This is a genomic window from Bowdeniella nasicola, assembly GCF_900107735.1.
Taxonomy (GTDB): domain Bacteria; phylum Actinomycetota; class Actinomycetes; order Actinomycetales; family Actinomycetaceae; genus Bowdeniella; species Bowdeniella massiliensis.
Genome location: NZ_FNQV01000006.1, coordinates 40,602 through 64,247 on the forward strand (window position 1 = coordinate 40,602; position 23,646 = coordinate 64,247).

Below are 23,646 nucleotides of genomic sequence, written 5' to 3' on the forward strand. Positions count from 1 at the left end.
CGCCGGCCACCCACGAGGGTGACCGGCGGTTTCGCGGTGATGTGGACGCTAGGTCCTCGGGCTTAGAAGCCGCCCATGCCGCCCATGTCGGGGGCAGCCGGAGCAGCCGGGGCCGGCGGCTCGGGCTTGTCGGCGACGACAGCCTCGGTGGTGAGGAACAGGCCAGCGATCGACGCGGCGTTCTGCAGCGCGGATCGGGTGACCTTGACCGGGTCGTTGACGCCCGCGGCCATGAGATCCTCGTACACGCCGGTCGCGGCGTTCAGGCCGTGGCCGGGCTCCAGGTTGCGGACCTTCTCCACGACGACGCCACCCTCGAGGCCAGCGTTGACGGCGATCTGCTTGAGCGGAGCCTCGACGGCGAGCTTGACGATGCTTGCGCCCGTCTCCTCATCGCCCTCGAGCGCCAGGCCCTCGAAGGCCTCCTTGGCGGCCTGGATGAGCGCGACGCCACCACCGGCGACGATGCCCTCTTCGACGGCGGCCTTCGCGTTACGCACGGCATCTTCGATGCGGTGCTTGCGCTCCTTGAGCTCGACCTCGGTCGCAGCGCCAGCCTTGATGACGGCGACGCCACCGGCCAGGCGCGCGAGGCGCTCCTGCAGCTTCTCGCGGTCGTAGTCCGAGTCGGACTTGTCGATCTCCGAGCGGATCTGGTTGACGCGGCCCTCGATCATCTCGGGCGCGCCGGCGCCCTCAACGATGGTGGTCTCGTCCTTGGTGACGACGACCTTGCGGGCGCGGCCCAGGACGTCGAGGTCGGCGGTCTCCAGGGAGGTGCCGAGCGTCTCGGAGATGACCTCGCCACCGGTGAGGATGGCGATGTCCTGCAGCATGGCCTTGCGGCGGTCACCGAAGCCGGGGGCCTTCACGGCGGCCGACTTGAAGGTGCCACGGATCTTGTTTACGACGAGGGTCGCGAGGGCTTCGCCCTCAATGTCCTCGGCAACGATGAACAGCGGCTTGCCGGACTGGATGACCTTCTCCAGCAGCGGCAGCAGGTCCTTGACGTTGGAGATCTTGGACTCGACGAGCAGGACGTAGGCGTCCTCCAGGACGGCTTCCTGGCGCTCGGGATCGGTCACGAAGTAGGGGGAGATGTAGCCGCGGTCGAAGCGCATGCCCTCGGTGAGCTCGAGCTCCAGGCCGAAGGTGTTGGACTCCTCGACGGTGACAACGCCTTCCTTGCCGACCTTGTCCAGCGCCTCAGCGATGAGATCGCCAATGGCCTGGTCGCCCGCGGAAATCGCGGCGGTCGCGGCGATCTGCTCCTTGGTCTCGACCTCCTTGGCGTCTTCCAGCAGCTTCTCGGCGACGAGTTCGACGGCCTTTTCGATGCCGCGCTTCAGCGCGATCGGGTTGGCGCCAGCGGCGACGTTGCGCAGGCCTTCCTTCACGAGGGCCTGGGCGAGAACGGTCGCGGTGGTGGTGCCATCACCGGCGACGTCGTCGGTCTTCTTCGCGACCTCCTTGACGAGCTCCGCGCCGATCTTCTCGTAGGGCTCTTCCAGCTCGATTTCCTTCGCGATGGACACGCCATCGTTGGTGATCGTGGGGGCGCCCCACTTCTTTTCGAGCACGACGTTACGGCCCTTGGGGCCGAGGGTGACCTTGACGGTATCGGCGAGGGTGTTCAGGCCCCGCTCCATGCCGCGACGAGCTTCCTCGTCGAATGCAATCATCTTTGCCATGGGGTGAAATCCTCCATAGATGGGCAAGGCGGCTCGATGCCCGCGACGGACGGAAAACTTCAAGCGACGCAACTCGGTCTGCACGCCGCGGCTTTCCTCATCGACCCACCGGGTTCTTATCACTCACCTACCGGGAGTGCTAATAGGTAGTTTGGCACTCTCGCCTCGAGAGTGCAAGACCGCTAACGCGGCTGTGGACAACCGCGGGTTAGCGCCCGAGTACGTTGGTGCGCAGCACGATCGCGATGGACTGGCTCGATCGCGACGATTCCACCAGATTCGTAATCCCGAGCTTGGCCGCGATCTTTTCCGCCGACGCCTTGTGTGCGGGCGAGTTGTAGTAGATCGTGTCCGCTGCCGGCGAATTCGAGGTGTAGTTTTCGGCGACGACGTTCGTGAACCCATCGGCCTTCAGCGACTGCGTCACGCGGCCCGCGAGCCCGTTAATCCCCGAGCCATTGAGTACCGTCACGAGCTGGTTGAGATCCGCCTCGCCCGAGGTCGCCTCATCGGTGGGCTCATCGGTCGCGTCATCGCCCGGTGTTTCACTCGCGCCATCGGTCGGGCTCGCCTCATCCGTGGGACTTGCCTCCTCGGTCGGGCTCGCCTCATCCGTAGGACTTGCCTCCTCGGTCGGCGTGCTCGTCTCGGGCGCGGGCGCCGCGCTCGTCTGAGTGGGCGACGGAGCTGGCGCCGGGGTGCGCGAGGAGCCAAGGAAACTCACGGCGGCCCACGCGAGCAGTGGCGCGAGCAGGATCACCACAACGTAGGGAAGATAGCGCTGCCACGCCGGCTCCAGGCGGCGATGCACGCCGACGGGACCACGATCGCGCGCAGCGACGTCGAATTCATCTTCCTCGTAGTGGGTCATGGCGCTAGCTTATCGGTCTGCCGCGCTTTTTCGCCGCTCCTGCCTCGCGCGGGCGCGAGATTCTCGCTGGGCAAGCAACTTCTTGACGACGATCGGGTTGGCCGCGAGCGCCTCGGGGCGATCAATCAGCCGCGCGAGGTGATGGTAGTAGTCGGTCGACGTCATCCCGAAAGTCTCGCGGATTGCGCGCTCCTTGACGCCCGTGAGCCGCCAGTAGCGGCCTTCGAACTGGAGCATTGCTTCCTCGACGTCACTGAGCTGAGCTGCCATCGATCCTTCCTTCGCGGGGTCATCGCCCCTCACCCATGTACCTCTGCCCTCCACGGTAACCGACGCGCACGCGCGAACGCTCTAGCATAGTGCGCGTGAGAGTCACTGCCGCCATCGACCCGAGCTGGGCCGAACCGCTTGCGCCCGTCCTTAACACCATCGCGCGCCTGGGCGACATGCTGCGCGAAGAAAACGCGGCCGGCCGCGGCTATCTGCCCGCCGGCACCGACGTCCTGCGCGCCTTCACCTACCCCTTTTCGGGCGTCAAGGTCCTCATCGTTGGCCAGGACCCCTACCCGACGCCGGGCCACCCCATGGGCCTGAGCTTTTCCGTGCAGCCCGACGTGCAACCGCTACCCAAATCGCTCGTCAATATCTACCAAGAACTCTCCGACGACCTCGGGATCGAACCGGCCGCTCACGGCGACCTCACCGCCTGGTCCCGCCAGGGCGTCATGCTGCTCAATCGCGTCCTGACGGTCACCCCGAGAAAGCCTGCCTCCCATCAGGGCCGCGGCTGGGAGGAGGTCACCGAATGCGCAATCCGCGCGCTCGCCGCCCGCGATCAGCCGCTCGTCGCGATCCTGTGGGGACGACACGCGCAATCACTGACTCGCCTGCTACGCGAGGGCCCGAGCGTCTCCATCATTTCCTCCCCGCACCCCTCGCCGCTGTCGGCCTACCGTGGCTTTTTCGGATCCAAGCCCTTCTCCCGCACGAACGACGCGCTGCAAGCCGCTGGCGCCGACCCGATCGACTGGCGCCTGCCACCCGCTTAGTCACGCTGCCGCACGCCGCCGTTATCCACATGCCCCATCGCCCCGACGCCGCAGGCGCCAGAGTTATCCCCACCCCTCCTCCGTGAACAGGATGACCGTGCCACGGTTGACCCATGTCGCATTCGGAGCTCATCGCCCAGTTCACCACCGAGACCGGTGAACTGGACCTTCGCGCGCTTGACGCCATCGATGCCCTCCTGCGCGCCGGCCAGGAAAGCGGCTGGTCGCGGCGCACCCCGCAGGAGCACCTGCACGCCGTCCGCCTCCTCGGGCGCATCTCCCGCCGCGCCGACGCCTCCGGCACCACCTGTATCGCCGACGCAAACGCCACCAAAGCAGCCAAGATCGAACGCACATACCTCTCTGGCATCATCCAAGCTGAAACCAACGAGACCTCCCGCGCCGCCTCCAACGCGGTCCTGTCCGCAATCGACGCCGCCCGCTACCCCACCTTCCTCGCCGCCTACGCCAACGGCCAACTCTCGCGCCGCCACGTCACCCGCGCCGCCCGCACATTAAACCGCTGCGAGCGCTTCTTCGATCCCGAGGTCTTCGACGAGCTCACCGCCTCACTGCTGGAACGCGCCGTCACCGTCGATCCCGACTCCTTCGTCAAGGATTGCGAGAACCTCCTGCGCGATGTGGACGAAAAGTCCGGCAAAGCCCAAGACGAACTCGCCAAACTCAAAATCGAGCAGTCCCGCGCCGACCGCGGCATCGTCTTCCTGCCACGCGATCGAAACCACCCCGAGTTCGGCACGGACGTGCGCATGCACCTCACCCAAGCCGACTGCGACGTCCTCCTGCCCGTCCTGGACCGCATCTCCCAGGGCATCCGCTACCGCCGCCGCGCCGCCAAGCAACCGGGCCTGAGCACCCGCGAACGCTACGCCGCCGCGCTCGTCGAGGTCGCCCACCGCTTCACGCGCCCCACCTCCGGCAGCTGGTACCACCGCGGCGAGGACCTCTTCACACAGTTCGACGACACCCTCGCCGACGCCAACCCCGCCAGCCCAGACGGTTACCCGCCCTTTGACCCCGACGGGCTACCGCCACTCGACGACGAACCAAACTTTCCGGATGACCTCACTGGCCGCATCGCCTATCAGCCTTCCGACGAGCGCGACGGCATCACGCCCTCGCGAGCCCGCGCTCTCCAAAAGTTCATCCAGGCCCCACGAAGCGCCACATTCCCTCTGTGCCGCAGCGCCTACGCGCCGCGAAACGAGGACGATGACGACGCGGCGATCACGCCAACGCGGCGCTCGCGACACACGAGCCTTCAACGCAGCCGCGAACCGCAACCAACCGATCAAGCTAGGCCGCCGCCGGCACCGCCAGCTACCCCACTGCAGGACACCTGCGAAACGATCCGCAGGAAACCACCCCAAACTGCCTGACGCAATGTCGCCGGCCAGCAGCCGGCACCCCTGAGCGAAGGACCGCCCACTCATAACTGAAAAGCGCGCACGCCACATCCCCCGCTCCAGCGGAAAAGCACAGATGTGGCGGGCTCAGCCATGCCCACGGGCACGCCTAAGCGCGCCACGCACGGCCTAGGTGTGCAGCATCTCCGCCACCGCAAACGCCATCTCGAGCGACTGCTGGTGATTGAGCCGCGGATCAACGAGCGTCTCGTAGCGCCGAGCCAACCCGACGTCGTCAATCTCCTCCGAGCCACCAAGGCATTCGGTCACGTCATCGCCGGTGAGCTCGATGTGCAACCCGCCCGGCACGGTCCCGGCCTCATCGTGCGCGTCAAAGAAGCCCCGCACCTCGTCGAGAATGTCCGAGAACCGCCGCGTCTTGTAACCAGAGCCCGACGTAATGGTGTTGCCGTGCATCGGATCGCACATCCACGTCACGGGCGCCGCATTCTTCGTCACCTCAGCGAGCAACGGCGGCAGGAACTCCCGAATCTTGGAAGCCCCCACCCGCGTAATGAACGTCAACCGCCCGGGCTCGCCGTCCGGGTTGAGCTTTTCCGCCAACCGCAATGCGTCATCGACGCTCGTCGACGGCCCCAGCTTGACCCCGATCGGATTGCGTACCCGTGACAGCAGATCAACGTGCGCCCCATCGAGCTGCCGGGTGCGCTCCCCGATCCACAGGAAGTGCGCCGAGCAGTTGTACGGCTGGCCGGTACGCGAATCGATGCGCGTGAGCGCCCGCTCATAGTCAAGCAGCAGCGCCTCATGCGAGGAGTAGAAGTCAACGGTCTTCAGCGCCTCGAAATCCACGCCCGCGGCCGACATGAAGCGAATCGCCCCGTCGATCTCCTGCGCGATCGTCTCGTAGCGCTTGTAGGCGGGATTCGACATGAACCCCTTATTCCACTCGTGCACCCGCCGCAGGTCAGCGAACCCGCCCATGGTGAACGCGCGAATAAGGTTCAAGGTCGCCGCCGACGAATGGTAGGCCTGCAGCAAGCGCCACGGATCGGGCGTGCGCGCCTCCGGCGTGAACGCGTGCGCGTTGACGGCCTCCCCCCGGAACGTCGGCAGCTCGACGCCATCGCGCACCTCGGTGTCCGAGGACCGCGGCTTGGCGTACTGCCCGGCCATCCGGCCCATCTTGACGATCGGCAGCGCCGCACCATAGGTCAGCACGACGGCCATCTGCAGGATCGTCATAATCTTGGAGCGGATCCGATCCGCGGTCGCATCCGCAAACGTCTCGGCGCAATCCCCGCCCTGCAAGACGAAGGCCTCACCACGCGAGGCGGCAGCCATCCGCGCCCGCAGCGCGTCAGCTTCGCCCGCAAATACGAGCGGCGGCGTCACCGCCAATTCCGCCAGGACATGATCGAGCACGTCCTTATCGGGCCACGACGGCTGCTGCGGCGCCGGCAACTGCCGCCAAAAATCGAGACCCTCAATAACGGACTGCGGACTCTGCTCGTTCACCTGCTCACCTTTCATCGCCCACGCGCCTTGCGCGCGCGGTAACGCGCGGAAACCCGCCGCGTCGGCCTAACAACACGTATGCGCGGGCCTGCGCCCGCGCTGCGTTAAGTATGACCCATCGCTCGACGCCTGTGGCAAACGCCGCCACCAGATGGACCACCTGCCCACCGCAGATACGAGAAAACCCGCCAAACGGCGGGCTTTCCCAAAATGAGCCGACTAGGAGGCTCGAACTCCTGACCTGCTGTTTACAAGACAGCTGCTCTACCAACTGAGCTAAGTCGGCGGCTCGGGCGAACCCGAGCTTCCGGCCACTTAAGGGCCGGAAAAATGGTAGCAGATCCCTACTTGGTGATCTCCAGAATGTGATCGCGAAGCTCGGAGCCATCGGCGTCCGCACCCCAATTCTCGCTCTTGACTTCCGCGCCGTTGACGAGCAGCGACGGCGTCCCACGTAGGCCAGCCTTGCCCATCGCCTCGGTCGCAGCCTTGGCAACGCGCGGCACCGAGCCATTGGCGATCGCATCGACGATGTCTTGCTTGACGCCCGCCTCACTCGCGGCCTTCGCCAGATCAGCCGTCACCGGCATGGCTGCCTGGTTGCCGGAGGTCTGGTAGTTGTGCCACAGCTCGAAGAACTTCGTCGCGGCCGCACTCGCCTTGTCCGGATCACCCTTGGCAATCGCATAATAGGCGTCGGCCGCGCGCGACGGGAACGCGTTAAAGACCCCGGAGCCGTCAAGGATCGCGACGGGATGCTGCACGAAGGTAATCTCGCCGTTCTTCGCCATCTCCATAAGCTTCGGCACCCGCGTCTGCTCGAAGGTGAAGCAGTGCGGGCAGGTGAAGTCGGCATACAGTTCGACGACGGGCGCCCCCTCATTGACCCCACCAGGCTTCAGGTCGGAGCCGAAGGAGATCGATCCCGCGTCTGCGGCATGTCCGCCCGTGGCAGCGGAATGATTCTCCGAGGTCTGCTCGCCCGTGAGCTCGACGGTCTCTTGGCCAGCGGTCGGCTCGCTCGGCTCGTCCTTCGCGTTCGCCAGCACGAACCACACCACACCGGCGACGACGAGAATGAGGCCAACGATGCCCGCGATCGTAATCGTTCGGGTGCGCTTGGCCCGTGCTTCCTGTTCGGCGCGCAGCCGAGCAGCTTCAGCGCGGGCGGCCTCGCGCCGCTGGGCCTTCGTCGGGCGGGGATCACCGTGAGCCATAGGTCTCCTTAAGCCTTATCCAAACAACCGTTGTTGTAACCAAGAGTCAATACTACTCAGCGGAGCCCAGTTCGCGGTGGCGGGAGTGCCCAGCGTCACCATGAGAAGTATGCCCGCGAGTCCAATGAGCGCGAGCGCCAGCAGCGCCCGCCAATAAAAACCAGGGAACGCCAGCGAGATGGCGCGCCGCGTAGCTTCCCGCCCGGCAGCGTAGCTCGGCTGCCACCACAGTGCGGTCATGACGACGGCCATCGAGATCGCTGAGGCGACGGGATCCGTGCCCGCGCTCGCCCAGCCGGAGCCCACATCGGCAATGGAACTCGTGCCAAGCAGGTAGGCGATGGAAAGGATGATGACGGCGATGACGACGTGCCAGAGCGCCGCGAAGGCATGCGCCACCGTATGCCACAGAGCCCGGCCCGCGATCATCACGCCATCGGATGCCCGCCGGCCATAGCGCCACACCGAGTACGCGTGCGCGCGCATGCCCTGCCCAACGATCCCGGTGATGAACATCCAGATAAGGACCCCGACGAGAACCCAACCGGGCCACCGCAATGACAGGCCCGAAAGCCCAATGAGCGCCGCGATGCTCGTCCAGGGGTGCGGCGCCGACAGCGGCCGCGGCCCCATCGGTAGCTGGCCGTCTACCGCAGCCGGCCCGGGAGGCCCAACCTCGGCAGGTCCCAAGGAATCAAGTTCGCCGCCGTATCCGGGCGCCGCCGGATAGGCGCGCGTCGCATCGCGCCCGCCACCGGCCGGCAGCACCTGCGTAGCCGGCTCACTATTCGCCGCAAAAATGGACTCCCGCTGTGGGCCCGCACCACCCCGTTCGCCGACGGCGCCATAACCCTCATGGACGCCCAGCTGCTCCGTCGCCCCGCCCGCGACGCCTGACCCACCAAATCCGTCTGCCCTGCCAGCCTCACCACTGTCGCGGTCGCTACCCAACGCGGGCACCTGCTGCGTCACTGCATCCGCCGCGCCCGTCATCGGCGACGGGCCACCTAGCCCGCCCGGGCTCGCCCCGACACTCGGTGGCGGCGGCGGAATAATGCCCGCACCCGCCGCAGTGCCCGCGGCCCCCGCAGCACTCGCCGCCCCGGCAGCACCCGCGGCGCCGGGTGCAAACCGCGGATCGGCACCGTTATCGCCCGCAGCCAGCTGCTCGCGCGCGGCGGCAAGATGTTCGGTCACGAGCACCTGCCGCGTATTCTCGGCCTCGGCGATACTGCCATCGTCCCCGGCCTCAGCGGCGGCATAAATCGTCGCGAGCACGGTCGCGGGCGAGGGCCGGTCGAGCGGACTCACCGCGAGCGCCCGCCGCAGCACATCGGCAACGGCCTCCGGCAACCCGGCCGTATCAACCTCCTCCGAATGCACCCGCGCAATGATCCCGGGCGTCGGCCCAGAGCCGTACGGCGCCCGCCCAGTCCCGGCGAAACACAGCACGGCCGCCCAACTCCACCAATCCCCCGCGGGCGAGGGATCCTTGCCGAGCAGCGCCTCCGGATCCAAGTACCCGGCCGTGCCGGTCACGAGCCCCGTCGCCGTAAACCGCGCATCATCCGCCACCTGCGCGATCCCAAAATCGATCAAGACCGGACCGGTCGAATCCATCATGACGTTCGACGGTTTCAAGTCCCGATGCACGACGCCGGCCGCGTGAATCTGCTCCAACGCGCGCTTAAGTCCCGACGCGAGCCCCGCGAGCTCGTCCATCGTGAAGGCCCCCCAGTTTTCGACGTCATCCTGCAGCGTCGGGCCGTCGATGAGTTCGGTAACGACGAAGGCCTCCGTATCGTCGACCTCCGCGTCGAGCACCCGCGCCACGCCCGCACCGCGCACCCGGTGCAGCGTCGCCACCTCGCGCGCCAGCCGCGCCCGCGCCTTGGGATCGGCGGAAATCGCCGGATGGAGGATCTTCACCGCGACGTTGCGTCCATCGGCATCGAGCGCACGATAGACCCGGCCCATGCCACCGGAGCCGATTTGCTCGCCCAGGTAGTACCCGCCGAATTCCTCCATGCCCCTAGTATCCCTGCCGAGCCCGGCTCCGGGCCACCTTCCGCCCCCGCAGGCGGCTGGCCAAAGCGCCGCGCCGAGCCAGATTCGCTAGGCTTGAAGGGACCCGAGGAGGGGATGAAATGCCTGGCAAGGCAGATGTCGTCGTCGTTGCAAATCGTTTACCGGTCGATATTTCCGTCGACGCCAAGGGCAAACTCAGCTGGGACCGCGCACCCGGTGGCCTCGTGACCGCCCTGGCTCCCGTCATGCGCGCGCGCAAGGGCGCGTGGGTGGGCTGGTCCGGCAAACCCGATCTCGACGTGGACGCGTTCGATGCCGACGGCATGCACCTCGTGCCGGTCGAGCTCTCGGCCACCGAGGTTGAGGACTACTACGAAGGCTTTTCCAACGGCACGCTGTGGCCGCTCTACCACGACGTCATCGTCAATCCCGAGTTTCACCGCGCGTGGTGGAATGCCTACGACGCGGTCAATCGGCGTTTCGCCGAGGCCGCCGCGAACGCCGCCGCCAAGGGCGCAACGGTGTGGGTGCATGACTACCAGCTGCAGCTCGTGCCCGCGCTGCTGCGCAAGCTTCGGCCCGACGTGACGATCGGCTGGTTCAACCACATCCCGTTCCCGCCCGTGGAGATTTTCTCCCAGCTGCCGTGGCGCGAGCGGGTGCTGGACGGCCTGCTCGGCGCGGACCTCCTGGGCTTCCAGCGTTCCTGGGATGCGGAGAACTTCTTGCGCTCGGTACGCCGCCTGACGAGCGAGAAGGTGCGCGGCTCGCGCGTGACCGTCGAGGCCCGCTCCAAGCTGCCCGCGCGCGAGACGAAGGTCGGCGTCTACCCGATTTCGATCGACACGCAAAGCTTTCAGGAGCTCGCCGCCTCCGAGGAGGTGGGCAAGCGCGCGCTCGAAATCCGCGCCGAACTCGGAAATCCCGACGTGCTGCTGCTGGGCGTTGACCGCCTCGATTACACCAAGGGCATCCGCCACCGCCTGAAGATCTTCGGCGAGCTGCTGCGCGACGGTCTGGTCAAGGCTCCCGAGGTGTGCATGGTCCAGGTCGCCTCCCCCTCGCGCGAGCGCGTCGAACAATATAAGACGCTGCGCGACGAAGTCGAGGTGACCGTCGGGCGCATCAACGGCGATTACTCGGCCCTTGGGCGCGCGCCCGTGCACTACCTGCACCAGACGTTCCCGATGGAGGAGATGGCCGCGCTCTACCGCGCCGCCGACGTCATGCTCGTGACCTCGCTGCGCGACGGTATGAACCTCGTCGCCAAGGAATTCGTGGCCGCGCAGGTGGATCTCGATGGCGTGCTCGTGCTCTCGGAGTTCACGGGGGCCGCCGACGATCTGCCACAGGCGCTCGTCATGAACCCGCACGATATTGAGGGCGCCAAGCGCGTCGTCATGCGGGCGATCGAGATGCCGAAGGCGGAAAAGCGCCGCCGGATGCGGGCGCTGCGCCGCCGGGTGGCACGCGATGACGTCGCCGCCTGGGCGGACCGGTTCTTTGACGATCTCGCCGCGGCGAAGAAGGAGCACCGTGACTGAGCCCGGAACCTCCCCGGAAGCAGCCGAACTACCCGCGGACCTGACCGCCGCCCTCGCGCGCGCGGCGCGCGCCAGCCGCCTTCTCCTCGCGCTCGATTTCGACGGTTCGCTCGCGCCGCTCGTGCCTGTGCCCGAGGACGCGCGCATGCTGCCCGCGGCCGTGCCGCTGCTGGCCCGCCTCGCCGCCAAGCCCTCGATCGACCTCGTCTTAGTCTCCGGCCGCGCCGGCGATTCCCTCGCGCACTGCGCCGAGGCCCCTGACGGCACCCGCGTCGTCGGATCGCACGGCGCCCAATGGGGCGCCATTCGCGTCAGCCCCTCCGGCGAGCGCAGTTTCGAGGCCGCAGCCCTGGAGCTAACCGACGAGGAAGCGGACCTGCTAGAGCGCGTCACGTCAGCGGCAGAGGAGATCGTCGCCCGCCACCCGGGCGCGAGCGTGGAATACAAACCCGCCGCCACCGTCGTCCACACCCGCCGGGCCACCCCCGAGGTCGCCGCCGCCGCCGAAGCCGCCACCCTCGCGGGCCCCGGTCAGTTCGCGGGCGTCAACGTACTAGCCGGCAAGGCCGTCATCGAGCTCTCCGTCCTGCACACCACCAAGGGCGAGGCCCTCACGCGCCTGATCGAGACAACGGGCGCGACGCACGCGATCTACGCGGGCGACGACGTCACCGACGAATTCGCCTTCCAAGCCCTCGCCAGCGCCCCGATCAAGGCGACGACGATCAAGGTCGGCGACGGTGAGACCTCTGCCACCTTCCGCGTCGCAGATCCGCACGCTCTCGTCGCTGCCCTCGCCATCCTTGCCGAAGCGGACATTTCGTAGGGGACTTTTGTTGCCTTTTGTGAGACACTGTTACCGGTCGAACGCCTGAACAACAACGTCCAGGGGCGACTGTGTCAGAGCGGACACGAGCTGACACCTTTCACAACGGATCGTCCGGCACGTACCTGCCGGTGAAGGGATGTACTTTCAATCATGGCATCGGTAACTTACGACAACGCCACGCGCGTTTACCCCAACACCGAACGTCCAGCAGTCGACAGCCTCAACCTGGAAATCGCCGACGGCGAATTCCTCGTGCTTGTGGGCCCCTCCGGCTGCGGTAAGTCCACCTCCCTTCGGATGCTCGCCGGCCTCGAGGATGTAAACTCCGGCCGAATCTTCATCGGTGACCGCGACGTCACCGACGTGCAGCCGAAGGATCGCGATATCGCGATGGTGTTCCAGAACTATGCGCTGTACCCGCACATGTCGGTGGCAGACAACATGGGCTTCGCGCTCAAGATCGCGAACACCCCGAAGGACGAGATCGAAAAGCGCGTGAAGGAAGCGGCTCGCATCCTTGACCTGTCCGAATACCTCGACCGCAAGCCAAAGGCCCTGTCGGGTGGTCAGCGTCAGCGCGTGGCGATGGGCCGCGCGATCGTGCGCCAGCCCCAGGTCTTCCTCATGGATGAGCCGCTGTCCAACCTCGACGCGAAGCTGCGCGTGCAGACGCGTACGCAGATCGCCTCGCTGCAGCGTCGCCTCGGCGTCACCACGGTCTACGTCACGCACGACCAGACCGAGGCCCTGACCATGGGCGATCGCATCGCTGTGCTGAAGGACGGCATCCTGCAGCAGGTCGGCACCCCGCGCGAAATGTATGACACGCCCGCCAACGTGTTCGTCGCCGGCTTCATCGGCTCCCCCGCCATGAACATCGGCACGTTCGATCTGCACGACGGCTACGCCCAGCTGGCCGAAGCCAAGGTGCCGATCACGCGCGAGACGGCCGAGGCCGCCGACGGCGACAAGATCACCATCGGCTTCCGTCCCGAGTCCCTGGACGTCGTGCCCGAGGGCACCGACGGCTCGATCCCGGTGCGCGTCAACCTCGTCGAAGAGCTCGGCTCCGATGCCTTTATCTACGGCGAGCTGGCCGGCAGCGAGGAACTGGGCGAGAAGCTCGGCTCCGGTGAGGACGCTGACCAGGTCATCGTCCGCGTCGCCCCGCACTCCGCGCCCGATAAGGGCGAGGTCGTGCACGTGCGCATCCGCGAAGGCGAACAGCACAACTTCTCCACGACGACGGGCGAGCGCCTGCCCTAAGGCAGCATCCGCTGCCGTACGCAGCCTCCCCTCAGGTCAAGCGGGCCGCCGGACGCACCGGCGGCCCGCGGCCATGTCACCGGGCGCACACCGCCGATCCCGGCGGCGGCGCGGCCCGACGTGAAAGGATGTGGGCATGGTAGCTCAGCTACAGATCACTGCCGCCTCGCTCGATCCAGCCCTGCTCGATCTCCCGTGGGAACTTCCCCTGGAGGAGTGGCCCGAATCGGTGCTCGCGGCCCTGCCCCGCGGTATCTCCCGGCACATCGTGCGCTTCGCCAAGCTCTCCGGGCGCGTCGTCGCCGTGAAAGAAATCGGCGAGACGGTAGCGCACAGGGAGTACGAAATGCTGCGCGCCCTGCACCGACTGGGCGCGCCCTCCGTGCTGCCCATGGCCGTCATCACCGGCCGCCGCAGCGCCGACGGCGAGGAACTCACGCCCGCGCTCGTCACGCAGCACCTCAGCTTCTCGCTGCCCTACCGTGCGCTGTACTCGCGCTCGATGCGCCCCGAAACCGGCGATCGCCTCGTCGACGCGCTCGCCGTCCTCCTCGTGCGGCTGCACACCCTCGGCTTCTACTGGGGCGACGTCTCGCTGTCGAACACGCTGTTTCGGCGCGACGCGGGCGCCTTCGCCGCCTACCTCGTCGACGCGGAAACCGGTGAACTGCACCCGCGCCTGACCGTCGGGCAGCGCGAATATGACGTCGACCTCGCGCGCACCAACATCATCGGCGAACTCATGGACTTGCAGGCCGGCGGCGTCATCGACGAGTCCGAGGACCTCATCGCGATCGGTGACCGGCTCGTCGAGCGCTACCACTCGCTGTGGAACGAGCTCACCGCCTCCGAGGCCTTCGACGCCTCCGAGCGCTGGCGCGTGGCCGAACGCATCAACCGGCTGAACGCGCTCGGATACGACGTCGACGAAATCCAGATGACGACGGACGCCGATGGCACGACGATGCACATCCAACCGAAGATCGTCGACGCCGGGCACTACCACCGCCAGGTCATGCGCCTGACCGGGCTCGACGTGCAAGAAAACCAGGGCCGTCGCATGCTCAACGACCTCGAGTCCTACCGCGTCATCACCGGGCGCAGCCACGAGCCGATCGAGATTGTCGCGCACGACTGGGTGACGGACGTTTTTGAGCCGACGGTGCGGGCGGTGCCGCGCGAGCTGTCCGGCAAGCTCGAGCCGGCCGAGATCTTCCACGAGGTGCTCGAACACCGCTGGTACATGTCCGAACAGCAGCAGCGCGACGTCCCAACGGACGAGGCGGTCGCCTCCTACGTCGCCGACGTGCTGCCCACGCGCGAGGACGAGCACACCTTCTTATCGATGGGCGATACCCAGGAGCTGGAAGCGATCCACGACTAGCGCCTCGCGCGCGTGTGCGTGCGCGCGTGTGCGTGCGCGCGTGTGCGCGGGCACGCATAGATCAGGGGCACGAGACCGTGCTGGAGTTCGGTCCCGTGCCCCTGCGCTTTGTTAGCGGCGGGCGTGACGACGCCGCGCGAGCAGCACTCCGCCGCCGGTGATCCCGCCGAGCGCGATGAGCGCGAGCGCAGCGAGCTCACCGCCCGTGCGCGCTAACCCTCCCGGCCTCGAGGCGCCCGGTCCGCTCGTCGGACCCGCGCTCGGTACGGCACTTGGAGCCTCGCTCGGAGTAGCCGTCGGAGATTGGCTCGGCGTCTCGGTCGGCGTCTCGGTCGGAGTAGCCGTCGGAGTGGCACTCGGATCGGGTGTCGGAGCGGCAGCCCCGGTGAGGATCGCGCGTCCAAACTGCGTCGTCGTGAACGTAATCGCCGCTGCTGGCCGGTGCGCTGGAGAGCGGCGAGTCGATGCACGTCAAGCAAACCGAGGCGATCGAGCCCGGGACGTACCAGGTGACGATGGCCTGCATGGGCGACGGCGAAGCAGTCCTCGCCGTTGCGGCGCCCGAGGGCGCGCTTGAGGATCAGCACCTGCGGTGCGCCGTCGGGGATATCGCGACGACGTCCGCGACGTTTCAGGTTGGCGAGGGCGTGAGCGAGCTCGAGATCTCGGTGCAAGCGAGCGACGCCGCCGATATCGGTGTCGACGTCCTGCTCAAGGCGCCGGACGCCGCGGACTAGCGCCGAGCGCCGCGAACTAGCGCCTGGCGCCGCGAACTAGCGGGGCGCGTTGTCGGAGCGGCCGGCGTCGAAGCGGCGGACCTCTAAGCGGCCGTCGTCGGAGAGACCGAGGTCCGTGCGGCCCTCGCGCTTCCACTTCTCGATCAGCGGCGTCAGCACGGCATTGCCGATGGCGTCGACGATGAATAGCGCCCCGAAGGTGCCGCGGACCTTGCCGCCGGACTTGATCGCGCTGCGCAACAGCAGGCCGCCGATCAGGCCGCCGGCGCCGGCGAGGGCCAGGCGCATGCGCGGGTTGTCGAAGGTGGCGTGGCCGAATTGCGTCCAGAACTCTCCGGCGGTGCCCTCGGGGAACTGTTCGGCCATGTACAGCCGCGTCGTTTCCTTGATCGCGCCGCGCCAGGATTCGTGGGTGAAGGTCTGGGCGCCGGGGACGTCGGCGGGCTCGATTGCCTCGTCGAGGACCTTGGCGACGACGCCGGGGAGGTTGAACAGCGCGATCATTTCGAGCATGCCGCGGTCGCCGGGCTTCGTCATCGCGGCATACATCCGGTCCGGGGAGACGCCGGCGTAGCTCGCGAAGGCTTCGGCGTCGCGCGTGGCGGAGAAGAATTCGTCGATGAGCGCCTGCGCGCCGGGGCCGGGGGTGGCCACGCTGCCGGTGACGAACTCGGTGACGAGGTCCCAGCTGTGCAAGCCCTCGGCGAAGTTCGCTTCCGTCTCGTGCAGGGCGACGGTGCGCTCGCCGAAATCGTTGAGCAGCACGAGGGAGGGTAGCGTGTCCTCGCTCCAGCCGAAGTGGCCAAAGCCCACGGGTTCGTCGCTGGAGGTCGACATGACGACGCGGCGGTCGCCGAGATCGAGCACCGACAGATCCTGCTGGACGGCGGTGGCGTACATCGGCATCGCGGACATCGGCGCGGGCGTGACGACAACGATCGTCGCCTTCTCGCCCTTCAAGCCGTTATCGGTGGCGGTATCGCGCGCGCCGGGCGCCGGATCGTAGCTCGCGGGCTCGACGTCGAGATCCCACTTGGGCACCCAGAGCGAGACTTCGAGCCGGTTCGCAATCGCCCCGACGAGATCGCGCGCCTGCGGCCCGACGGCGACGCCGGCGTCGGTCACCGTGACGATGCGTTCGGCCTCGTCGACGAGGATGCCGGCGGTGATGAAGACCGCGCCATCGCCCGCGCTCGCGCGCACGGATGCGGGCAGGTAATCGATTCGAGCCAGGACATGCGCCTGCTCTAAAGCCTCGGTGAGCGCGGCTGGCTCCGCGTGAAAAACGAGCTCGACCGACGTGAACTGTGACATTTTGCCTCCTTGCACCTGGCTCTATTTCATCACGGTTACCGCGCGCTGTCAGGACTCGGAGCGGCGCCGGGCAACGTCGTAGAGCGCGATTCCCGTGGCGACGGCGGCATTCAGCGATTCGACGACGGGCGAGATCGGGATGGAGACGATCGCATCGCAGGTGTCCGCAACGAGGCGCGACAGGCCGGTGCCCTCCGAGCCGGTGACGAGCACGAGCGGGGAGTCCGCGAGAGTGAAATCGGCCGTCGATTCCGTCGTGCCGCCGGCAAGGCCCACGACGAAGCAGCCCGCGTCCTTGGCTTCCTTCAGCGCCCGCACGAGGTTCGTCACCTGGGCGACGGGCACGCGCGCGGCCGCGCCGGCCGAGACCTTCCAAGCGGTGGCGTTCACGCCGGCGCTGCGGCGCTCGGGCACGATGACGCCGTGGGCCCCGAAGGCGCCCGCGCTGCGCAGCACCGCACCGAGGTTGTGCGGGTCCGTCACCGAGTCGAGCGCGACGAACAGCGGCGTCTCGCCGGAGGCGAGGGCGTCGCTCAGCAGCTCGGTGAAGTCCGCGTACTCATACGGCGGCACCTCGATCGCGATCCCCTGGTGGACGGCGCCCTCGGTCAGGGCGTCGAGCTCGGGCTTGGTAACCTCGAGCATGGGTGCGCCCAGGGCCGTCGCGGTACGCAGCACCTTGGCCAGGCGTTCGTCGTTCTTCGTGCCGGGCGCGAGGAAGACGCGCAGCAGCGGGATGCCGGAGGTGACGGCCTCGTAGACGGGATTGCGGCCGGCGATGACCTCGTGCCCCTCGGCGAGCTTGAGGTGGCCCGGCACCTTCTTCTTGGGCTTGGCGGCTTCGCGACGCTCGGCCGCGGCCTTGCGTTTGCCCGCGGGATGCCACGTGCGGTCCTCGGCCTTGGGGGTGGGGCCGCGGCCGGCGAGCTTCTTGCGGCCGTGGCCGCCCGTGCCCTTGACCATGCCCTTCTTCGAGCCGTCTTTTCGTACGGCCCCGCGGCGGGGTTGGTTTCCTCGCGCCATGACGTTCTCCTTGTCCTTGGGCCGTTACCGGGCGCCGAGCGCCGCGCGCGCCTCGTCCATCACGGTGGCGAGGTGGCGCGAATCCCAGTGCGGCATGCTCGTCGATTCCGTCTTGCCCGCGGCCACGCACCGCGCGACCTCACACGCCTCAAAGCGGTAGGGCGCGGTGACGCGCGCGTCGATCTTTTCCTTGACCTGCTCGCCGTCGATCTCAAGCGCGACCTGCATCGCGCCCGGCTGGTGCATCCGCGTCGGGATCCGGACCCAGCCCTTGGTGCCGACGACCTCGGCCGAGGACGGGGCCTGGCCGCGCATCGAACACATCGAGATGGCGGGAACGCCGCGGTGGTCGGTGATCATGATGGCGTCGGACTCGACGCCGGATTCGGCGAGGGTGCCGCTCGTGTGCACGAGCTCGCCGTCGCCGAGGAGGAACTGCGCGAAGTTCAGCGGGTAGACGCCGAGATCGCGGATCGCGCCGCCCGCGAGTTCCGGGTTCGTCATGCGCTCGACCTCCAGCAGCGGCGAGGTCAGTTCCGCCTTGACGGAGACGATCTCGCCGAGGTGGCCGCCCTGGACGAGTTCGCGGGTGAGGACCCAGGGGGTGAGGAAGCGTGACCAGAGCGCCTCCATCGCAAAGACGCCGGCCTTTTCGGCGGCGGTCAGCAGCGCGTCGGTGTCCTTCGCGTTCGCGGTGAGCGACTTTTCGACCAGGATCGGCTTACCGGCGGCGATTGCCTTCATCGCGGGCTCGATGTGGTGCGAGTGCGGCGTCGCGATGTAGATCGCGTCGACCTCCTCATCAGCAATGAGCTCCTCGTAGGACCCGTAGGCGCGGTCGGCGTCGTTCTTCGCAGCAAAGGCTGCGGCGCGCCCGAAGCTGCGCGAGCCGACGGCAAACAGTTCCTGGGCGGTGTTTTGCCGCAGGTGCGAGGCGAAGGTCTGCGCGATCTTGCCCGGGCCGAGGATGCCCCACTTCAGGGGCGGCGCGTCGGTGGGGCTCGGCAGGTGCAGGTCGGGAAATAGCTCGGCAAGGGAATCCGGCAGGCGCATGGGGTCTCGTTTCTCTGTTTTGTTTGTATCTCGTCTTAGGCCAGGTGCCAGGTGGCGCCGGAGGGGGAATCTTCGACAACGATTCCCGCGGCCGCGAGCTGATCTCGGATGGCATCGGCGCGCGCCCAATCCTTGGATTCGCGCGCGGCGGCACGATCAGCAAGCATAGCGCTGATGAGGGTGTCCAAGGCACCGTGCGCGGCGTTTCCCGCCTCACGTTCGCCCGCCCACTGCTCGGCGAGCGGATCTAGGCCAAGGACGTCGAGCATCGAGCGCACGAGTTCCAGCTCGCGCGCGACGGCCTGTGCGTCCTCGCTCGCGATCGCACTATTGCCGGCTTTCAGGTGCTCCCAGATGACGGCGAGCGCGCCCGCGACGTTGAGATCGTCATCCATGGCGGCGACGAATTCTCCCGGCAGCTGGTCCACCGGTAGGTTGGCGACGTCACTCGGCGCGCTCGCGCGGGCGCGCGCGAGGAACTCGGTGGCGCGCTCGGCAAAGCCGGTGATGCGCTCCCAGGCGGCGGCCGCGGACTCGAGCAGCTCCTCGCTCCATTCGATCGTCGAGCGGTGATGGACGGTGCACAGCGCGAAGCGCAGGACGGGCGCGGGGACCTTGTCGAGGAGTTCGGCAACGACGAGGGAGTTGCCGAGCGACTTGCTCATCTTCTCCCCCTTCGTCGTCACCCAGGCGTTGTGCACCCACATGTTCGCAAAGCCGTAGCCGGCGCCGTGGGACTGGGCCTGCTCGTTTTCGTGGTGCGGGAAGCGCAGGTCGATGCCGCCGCCGTGGATGTCGAAGGTCTCGCCGAGGTACTTGTGGCTCATCGCGGAGCACTCCAGGTGCCAGCCCGGCCGGCCGCGACCCCAGGGCGAATCCCATGAGGCCGTCGCCGGTTCATCGGCCTTGGTTGCCTTCCACAGGGCGAAATCGCGCGGATCGCGCTTGCCGGCTTCGACGTGATCGAGGATCTGGGAATCGTCCTCCGTCGTCGCCAGATCGCACAGCTGCTGGCGGGTCAGGGAGCCATAATCGGGCAGCGAGGTCACCGAGAAGTAGACGTTTCCGGCGCCGTCGTCGTAGGCGTGGCCCCGCTCGATCAGGCGCTCAACGAGCGCGATCTGCTCGGGGATGTGGCCCGTTGCGCGCGGCTCGTAGGTGGGCTCGACGGCGCCGAGCGCCCGGTAGGCGTCGGCAAATTCGCGTTCGAAGCGCATCGCCCACGCCCACCACGGCCAGCCCGCCTCAGCGGACTTGGCAAGGATCTTGTCGTCGATGTCGGTGACGTTGCGGATGTAGTGGACCTCAAGGCCCCGCCGGCGCAGCCAGCGCACGAGGGCGTCAAAAGACAGGGCGGCGCGCAGGTGGCCGATGTGCGGGGAGCCCTGAACCGTCGCGCCACACAGGTAAATTCGCACGAGCCCGGGGGTGACGGGCTCCAGGGGGCGGACGGTCCTAGTCGCAGAATCATACAGTTGCACACTCACCCTTACAGCCTACGGCCCTTTGGGCTAACGTGAGGGTCGTGAGCACACACTCCCCTCAGTCAACATCGACCCCGGAAGTCTCGCCTGTCGTCGGGCCTAGCGGCGAGGGTCACCGCCTATTTTCTCGCCCCGTCTTGTCCTGGGCGCTGTGGGATTGGGGCTCGGCCGCCTTCAACGCCGTCATCACGACCTTCGTCTTTACCGTCTACCTCACGACGGCCGAGGGCTTCAAGGGCGAGCCGGGCGATGCGAGCCCGGAGACGATGCTCGGGATCGCGATGACGATCGCGGGTCTCGCGATTGCGCTGTTCGCGCCCGTCAACGGCCAGCGAGCCGACCGGCAGGGCAAGCGCGGCATGTGGCTCATGGTCAACACGCTGCTCGTCGTTGCGATCTCGGCCTCGCTGTTTTTCGTCACGCCCTCGCGACCGGGCCTGTGGCTCGGACTGTTCCTGCTGGGCGTCGGCAATATCGTCTTCGAGTTTGCCTCCGTTAACTACAATGCAATCCTGAACGACATTTCGACGCCGAAAAACATTGGGCGGATCTCCGGTTTCGGGTGGGGCATGGGCTACCTCGGCGGAATCGTGCTGCTGCTCATCGTCTACTTCGGGCTCATCTCCCCGGAGGTCGGCTGGTTTGGGGTGACGAGCGAGAACGGGCTCGACGTGCGGGTCACGATGCTGCTGTGCGCGGCCTGGACCCTCGTGTTTTCGATCCCGGTGTTCATTACCTCGCGCCAGCAGCGGCCGGTGCACGCGGCCGGCGCTGTCACCAAACAGTCCTACCTAGAGTCCTACCGCCAGCTGTTCCGGCTCATCGCGCGGCTGTGGCGCACCTCGCGGCACACGGTGTTTTTCCTCGGTGCCTCGGCGATCTTCCGCGATGGGCTCGCGGGCGTTTTCACCTTCGGCGGCGTCATTGCGGCGAAGGTCTTCGGTTTCTCCAGCGCGGACGTCATCATTTTCGCCGTCGCGGCCAACGTCGTCGCCGGTCTTGCCACCATCAGTTTTGGGGCGCTCGATGATCGGCTGGGGCCCAAGCGCGTCATCATTTTCTCGCTCATTTCGATGATTATCGCGGGCCTTTGCGTGTTCTTCTTCCACACCGGTGGGACGACGATGTTCTGGATCTTCGGGCTCATCCTGTGCATCTTCGTCGGTCCGGCGCAGTCGGCCTCGCGTACCTTCCTCGCGCGCATCATTCCGCGCGGCAAGGAGGGCGAGGTCTTCGGGCTGTATGCCACGACGGGGCGCGCGGTCTCCTTCCTCGCGCCGGCGGCCTTCACCGCCGCAGTCGTCGTCGGGGAGATGATTGAGGGTAGCGGCCATGGCACGCCCTATGGCATTTTCGGCATCATCGTCGTGCTGGCTGCCGGCCTGCTGCTGTTGCTACCCGTAAAGGAAGCCGAATCGCGCTACCACCTGGATGAGGATCACGAGGAGTAGACAAGCGCCGTCGCGATCGCGGCTAGGCCCTCGTTGCGGCCGGTAAAGCCGAGGTGGTCGGTCGTCGTCGCGCTGACGGCGACGGGGGCGCCGACGATGTCGCTCATGACCTGGCAGGCTTCTGCCGCGCGCGCACCGAAGCGCGGTTTTTGGCCGATGATCTGGATGGCGATATTGCCGATCGTGTAGCCGGCTTCGGCCGTGAGGCGGACGGCTTCGCGCAGGAGGCGCTCGCCGGAGGCGCCGTCGAACTCCGGTCGCCCGGTGCCAAAATGCGTGCCGAGATCGCCGATGCCGGCGGCGGAGAATAGTGCGTCGCAGGCGACGTGGGCGGCGACGTCGGCGTCGGAATGGCCGACGAGCCCGATCTCGCCGGGCCAGTGCAGGCAGGCGAGCATGAGGGGGCGATCGAGATCGGTGTCGAAGGCGTGGACGTCGGTGGCGATCCCGATGCGCGGAATGATGGGCTGGCTCATGGCCTCACCCTAACGCGGCGAGCCTGAGTTCTAGTGCGGCAAGGTCTGCCGCCGTGGTGATTTTGCTGGCTGCGGCGTCGCCGTCGATGACGCGGACGGCTTCCCCCATGGCTTCGACGAGCCCGGCATCGTCCGTCGCGGCGAGGGCCTCATCGCTGGCGCGGGCGGCGCCGTACGCGTGCGCGCGCGCGAGGAGATCGGTGCTGAAGGCCTGCGGGGTTTGGATCGCGCGGAGGTGGGCGCGCTCGATGATGCCCGTGACGAAGCCGTCGTCATCGACGCGCTTGAGGGTGTCGGCGACCGCCAGGCCCGGGATGACTGCGCCCTGCTCCTCGCTCACGGCGTCGGCGAGGCGCGCGATCATCTCGGGTGGTGTCAGCGGGCGGGCGGCGTCGTGCACGAGGATGACCTCGGGGCGTTCCATCTCAGCGAGGACCTCAAGTCCGGCGGCGACGGATGCCTGCCGGCTCGCTCCCCCGGCGGCGATTCGAACCTCGATGCTCGGTGGGATGCCGAGCTCGGGCCAGGCGCGCGCGGCGGCGGCTTGCAGCTGTTCATCGGCCACGACGACCTCGAAGGCTGCGAGCTCGTTAGCCGGCGCCGTCACGATGATCGTGGGGATGCCTGCGAGCGCCATTGAGGCGACGGCGTAGGCGAGCATGGGCTGGCCGCCGACCTCAACGAGGGCTTTGGGTATGCCAGCGCCGAGTCGGTTGCCCGACCCGGCGGCAGTGACAATGGCGGCGCAGCCGGCACGTGTGGCCGACACGGCGCGCCTACTTTTCTTCTTCGGTTGTCTCTTCGGCGGGCACGTCCGCGCCCTCGTCGAGGACCTCGTCGACGCGATCGCGCGCGGTGTCTTCGTTTACTTCCTCGGCGAGCGCGACCTCGGATTCGAGGATCTGGCGCGCCTTGGACAGCATGCGCTTCTCGCCCGCGGACAGGCCGCGGTCGGCGTCGCGGCGGGAGAGGTCACGCACGACCTCGGCGACCTTGATGACGTCGCCGGAGGCGATCTTCTCGACGTTGGCCTTGTAGCGGCGCGACCAGTTAGTTGGTTCTTCGGTGTGCGAAGAACGCAGCACGTCGAAGACCTCTTCCAGGCCCTCTTCATCGACGACGTCACGCACGCCGACGAGATCGAGATTTTCCGCGGGGACCTCGATGGTCAGATCGCCCTGGGCGACATTGAGCTTGAGGTAGGTTTTTTCTTCACCGCGGATGGTGCGCTTGTTGATGGCTTCGATCGTTGCGGCACCGTGGTGCGGGTAGACGACGGTTTCGCCAACCTTATAGGGAACGGACACGTGTATAGACTCCCTC

Annotated in this window: 21 protein-coding genes and 1 tRNA gene; 8 read left to right on the forward strand and 14 right to left on the reverse strand. The window is 67.3% G+C overall.

Annotated features, from left to right (window positions below):
• Window positions 1-62: 62 nt before the first annotated feature.
• The 3 genes from groL to BLU67_RS05605 form a co-directional block, all read right to left on the reverse strand.
• On the reverse strand, window positions 63-1,691 hold the full coding sequence (groL, locus tag BLU67_RS05595) for a chaperonin GroEL (RefSeq protein ID WP_092563421.1): 1,629 nt from the start codon (window positions 1,689-1,691) through the stop codon (window positions 63-65).
• Window positions 1,692-1,899: 208 nt separating this feature from the next.
• A complete protein-coding gene (locus BLU67_RS05600) occupies window positions 1,900-2,562 on the reverse strand; it encodes a LytR C-terminal domain-containing protein (protein WP_092563424.1) in 663 nt (220 codons plus the stop codon).
• Between the two features lie 9 nt (window positions 2,563-2,571).
• Window positions 2,572-2,832, reverse strand: coding sequence for a DUF3263 domain-containing protein (locus tag BLU67_RS05605; protein WP_092563427.1), 261 nt, complete (start codon window positions 2,830-2,832; stop codon window positions 2,572-2,574).
• Between the two features lie 95 nt (window positions 2,833-2,927).
• On the opposite strand from BLU67_RS05605, the gene BLU67_RS05610 reads away from it, so the two are divergent.
• The gene (locus tag BLU67_RS05610; protein WP_092563782.1) at window positions 2,928-3,611 is read left to right on the forward strand and encodes a uracil-DNA glycosylase; all 684 of its coding nucleotides are present in this window, start codon (window positions 2,928-2,930) and stop codon (window positions 3,609-3,611) included.
• 113 nt (window positions 3,612-3,724) lie between these two features.
• Entirely contained in the window at window positions 3,725-5,011 is a 1,287-nt protein-coding gene (locus BLU67_RS05615) for a hypothetical protein (RefSeq protein ID WP_092563430.1), read from the forward strand.
• Between the two features lie 156 nt (window positions 5,012-5,167).
• Here the strand turns inward: BLU67_RS05615 and BLU67_RS05620 are convergent, their stop codons facing one another.
• The 4 genes from BLU67_RS05620 to BLU67_RS05635 all read right to left on the reverse strand — a co-directional run bounded on the left by BLU67_RS05620 (window position 5,168) and on the right by BLU67_RS05635 (window position 9,762).
• Window positions 5,168-6,532, reverse strand: coding sequence for a class II 3-deoxy-7-phosphoheptulonate synthase (locus BLU67_RS05620; RefSeq protein WP_092563433.1), 1,365 nt, complete (start codon window positions 6,530-6,532; stop codon window positions 5,168-5,170).
• A 198-nt stretch (window positions 6,533-6,730) separates the two neighbouring features.
• A tRNA-Thr gene (locus tag BLU67_RS05625) sits at window positions 6,731-6,803 on the reverse strand.
• A 58-nt stretch (window positions 6,804-6,861) separates the two neighbouring features.
• Window positions 6,862-7,734, reverse strand: a complete 873-nt coding sequence (locus tag BLU67_RS05630; protein ID WP_092563436.1) for a DsbA family protein — start codon at window positions 7,732-7,734, stop codon at window positions 6,862-6,864.
• A 15-nt stretch (window positions 7,735-7,749) separates the two neighbouring features.
• Window positions 7,750-9,762: a serine/threonine-protein kinase gene (locus tag BLU67_RS05635; protein WP_092563439.1), complete on the reverse strand. Its 2,013-nt coding sequence runs from the start codon at window positions 9,760-9,762 to the stop codon at window positions 7,750-7,752.
• A 119-nt stretch (window positions 9,763-9,881) separates the two neighbouring features.
• On the opposite strand from BLU67_RS05635, the gene BLU67_RS05640 reads away from it, so the two are divergent.
• The 5 genes from BLU67_RS05640 (at window position 9,882) to BLU67_RS05660 (ending at window position 15,522) form a co-directional block, all read left to right on the forward strand.
• Window positions 9,882-11,306: an alpha,alpha-trehalose-phosphate synthase (UDP-forming) gene (locus tag BLU67_RS05640; protein ID WP_092563442.1), complete on the forward strand. Its 1,425-nt coding sequence runs from the start codon at window positions 9,882-9,884 to the stop codon at window positions 11,304-11,306.
• Complete coding sequence (otsB, locus tag BLU67_RS05645) at window positions 11,299-12,132, forward strand: trehalose-phosphatase (RefSeq protein ID WP_222842393.1); 834 nt, start codon at window positions 11,299-11,301, stop codon at window positions 12,130-12,132. The genes BLU67_RS05640 and otsB overlap by 8 nt, the downstream gene beginning before the upstream one ends.
• 153 nt (window positions 12,133-12,285) lie before the next feature.
• Window positions 12,286-13,401, forward strand: coding sequence for an ABC transporter ATP-binding protein (locus BLU67_RS05650; RefSeq protein WP_092563448.1), 1,116 nt, complete (start codon window positions 12,286-12,288; stop codon window positions 13,399-13,401).
• A 136-nt stretch (window positions 13,402-13,537) separates the two neighbouring features.
• Window positions 13,538-14,785 (forward strand): DUF4032 domain-containing protein, encoded by a 1,248-nt coding sequence (locus tag BLU67_RS05655; RefSeq protein WP_092563451.1) that lies wholly within the window; start codon window positions 13,538-13,540, stop codon window positions 14,783-14,785.
• 464 nt (window positions 14,786-15,249) lie between these two features.
• Window positions 15,250-15,522, forward strand: a complete 273-nt coding sequence (locus BLU67_RS05660; RefSeq protein ID WP_092563454.1) for a hypothetical protein — start codon at window positions 15,250-15,252, stop codon at window positions 15,520-15,522.
• Between the two features lie 36 nt (window positions 15,523-15,558).
• Here the strand turns inward: BLU67_RS05660 and BLU67_RS05665 are convergent, their stop codons facing one another.
• The 4 genes from BLU67_RS05665 to cysS are packed head-to-tail and all read right to left on the reverse strand — an operon-like array spanning window position 15,559 to window position 20,399.
• A complete protein-coding gene (locus BLU67_RS05665; RefSeq protein WP_092563457.1) occupies window positions 15,559-16,836 on the reverse strand; it encodes a hypothetical protein in 1,278 nt (425 codons plus the stop codon).
• A 48-nt stretch (window positions 16,837-16,884) separates the two neighbouring features.
• Window positions 16,885-17,859: a 23S rRNA (guanosine(2251)-2'-O)-methyltransferase RlmB gene (gene rlmB / locus BLU67_RS05670; protein ID WP_092563460.1), complete on the reverse strand. Its 975-nt coding sequence runs from the start codon at window positions 17,857-17,859 to the stop codon at window positions 16,885-16,887.
• Between the two features lie 24 nt (window positions 17,860-17,883).
• A complete protein-coding gene (locus BLU67_RS05675; protein ID WP_092563463.1) occupies window positions 17,884-18,912 on the reverse strand; it encodes a Gfo/Idh/MocA family protein in 1,029 nt (342 codons plus the stop codon).
• A gap of 35 nt (window positions 18,913-18,947) precedes the next feature.
• Window positions 18,948-20,399, reverse strand: a complete 1,452-nt coding sequence (gene cysS, locus BLU67_RS05680; RefSeq protein ID WP_092563466.1) for a cysteine--tRNA ligase — start codon at window positions 20,397-20,399, stop codon at window positions 18,948-18,950.
• Window positions 20,400-20,437: 38 nt separating this feature from the next.
• On the opposite strand from cysS, the gene BLU67_RS05685 reads away from it, so the two are divergent.
• Window positions 20,438-21,847, forward strand: coding sequence for an MFS transporter (locus BLU67_RS05685; protein WP_092563469.1), 1,410 nt, complete (start codon window positions 20,438-20,440; stop codon window positions 21,845-21,847).
• Here BLU67_RS05685 and ispF read toward each other — a convergent pair.
• The 3 genes from ispF to BLU67_RS05700 are packed head-to-tail and all read right to left on the reverse strand — an operon-like array spanning window position 21,835 to window position 23,630.
• Window positions 21,835-22,323: a 2-C-methyl-D-erythritol 2,4-cyclodiphosphate synthase gene (gene ispF, locus BLU67_RS05690; protein WP_092563472.1), complete on the reverse strand. Its 489-nt coding sequence runs from the start codon at window positions 22,321-22,323 to the stop codon at window positions 21,835-21,837. The two genes, BLU67_RS05685 and ispF, sit on opposite strands and share 13 nt — an antisense overlap.
• A 4-nt stretch (window positions 22,324-22,327) precedes the next feature.
• Entirely contained in the window at window positions 22,328-23,092 is a 765-nt protein-coding gene (gene ispD, locus BLU67_RS05695) for a 2-C-methyl-D-erythritol 4-phosphate cytidylyltransferase (protein ID WP_092563475.1), read from the reverse strand.
• Window positions 23,093-23,099: 7 nt separating this feature from the next.
• Complete coding sequence (locus BLU67_RS05700) at window positions 23,100-23,630, reverse strand: CarD family transcriptional regulator (RefSeq protein ID WP_092563478.1); 531 nt, start codon at window positions 23,628-23,630, stop codon at window positions 23,100-23,102.
• Window positions 23,631-23,646: the final 16 nt, after the last annotated feature.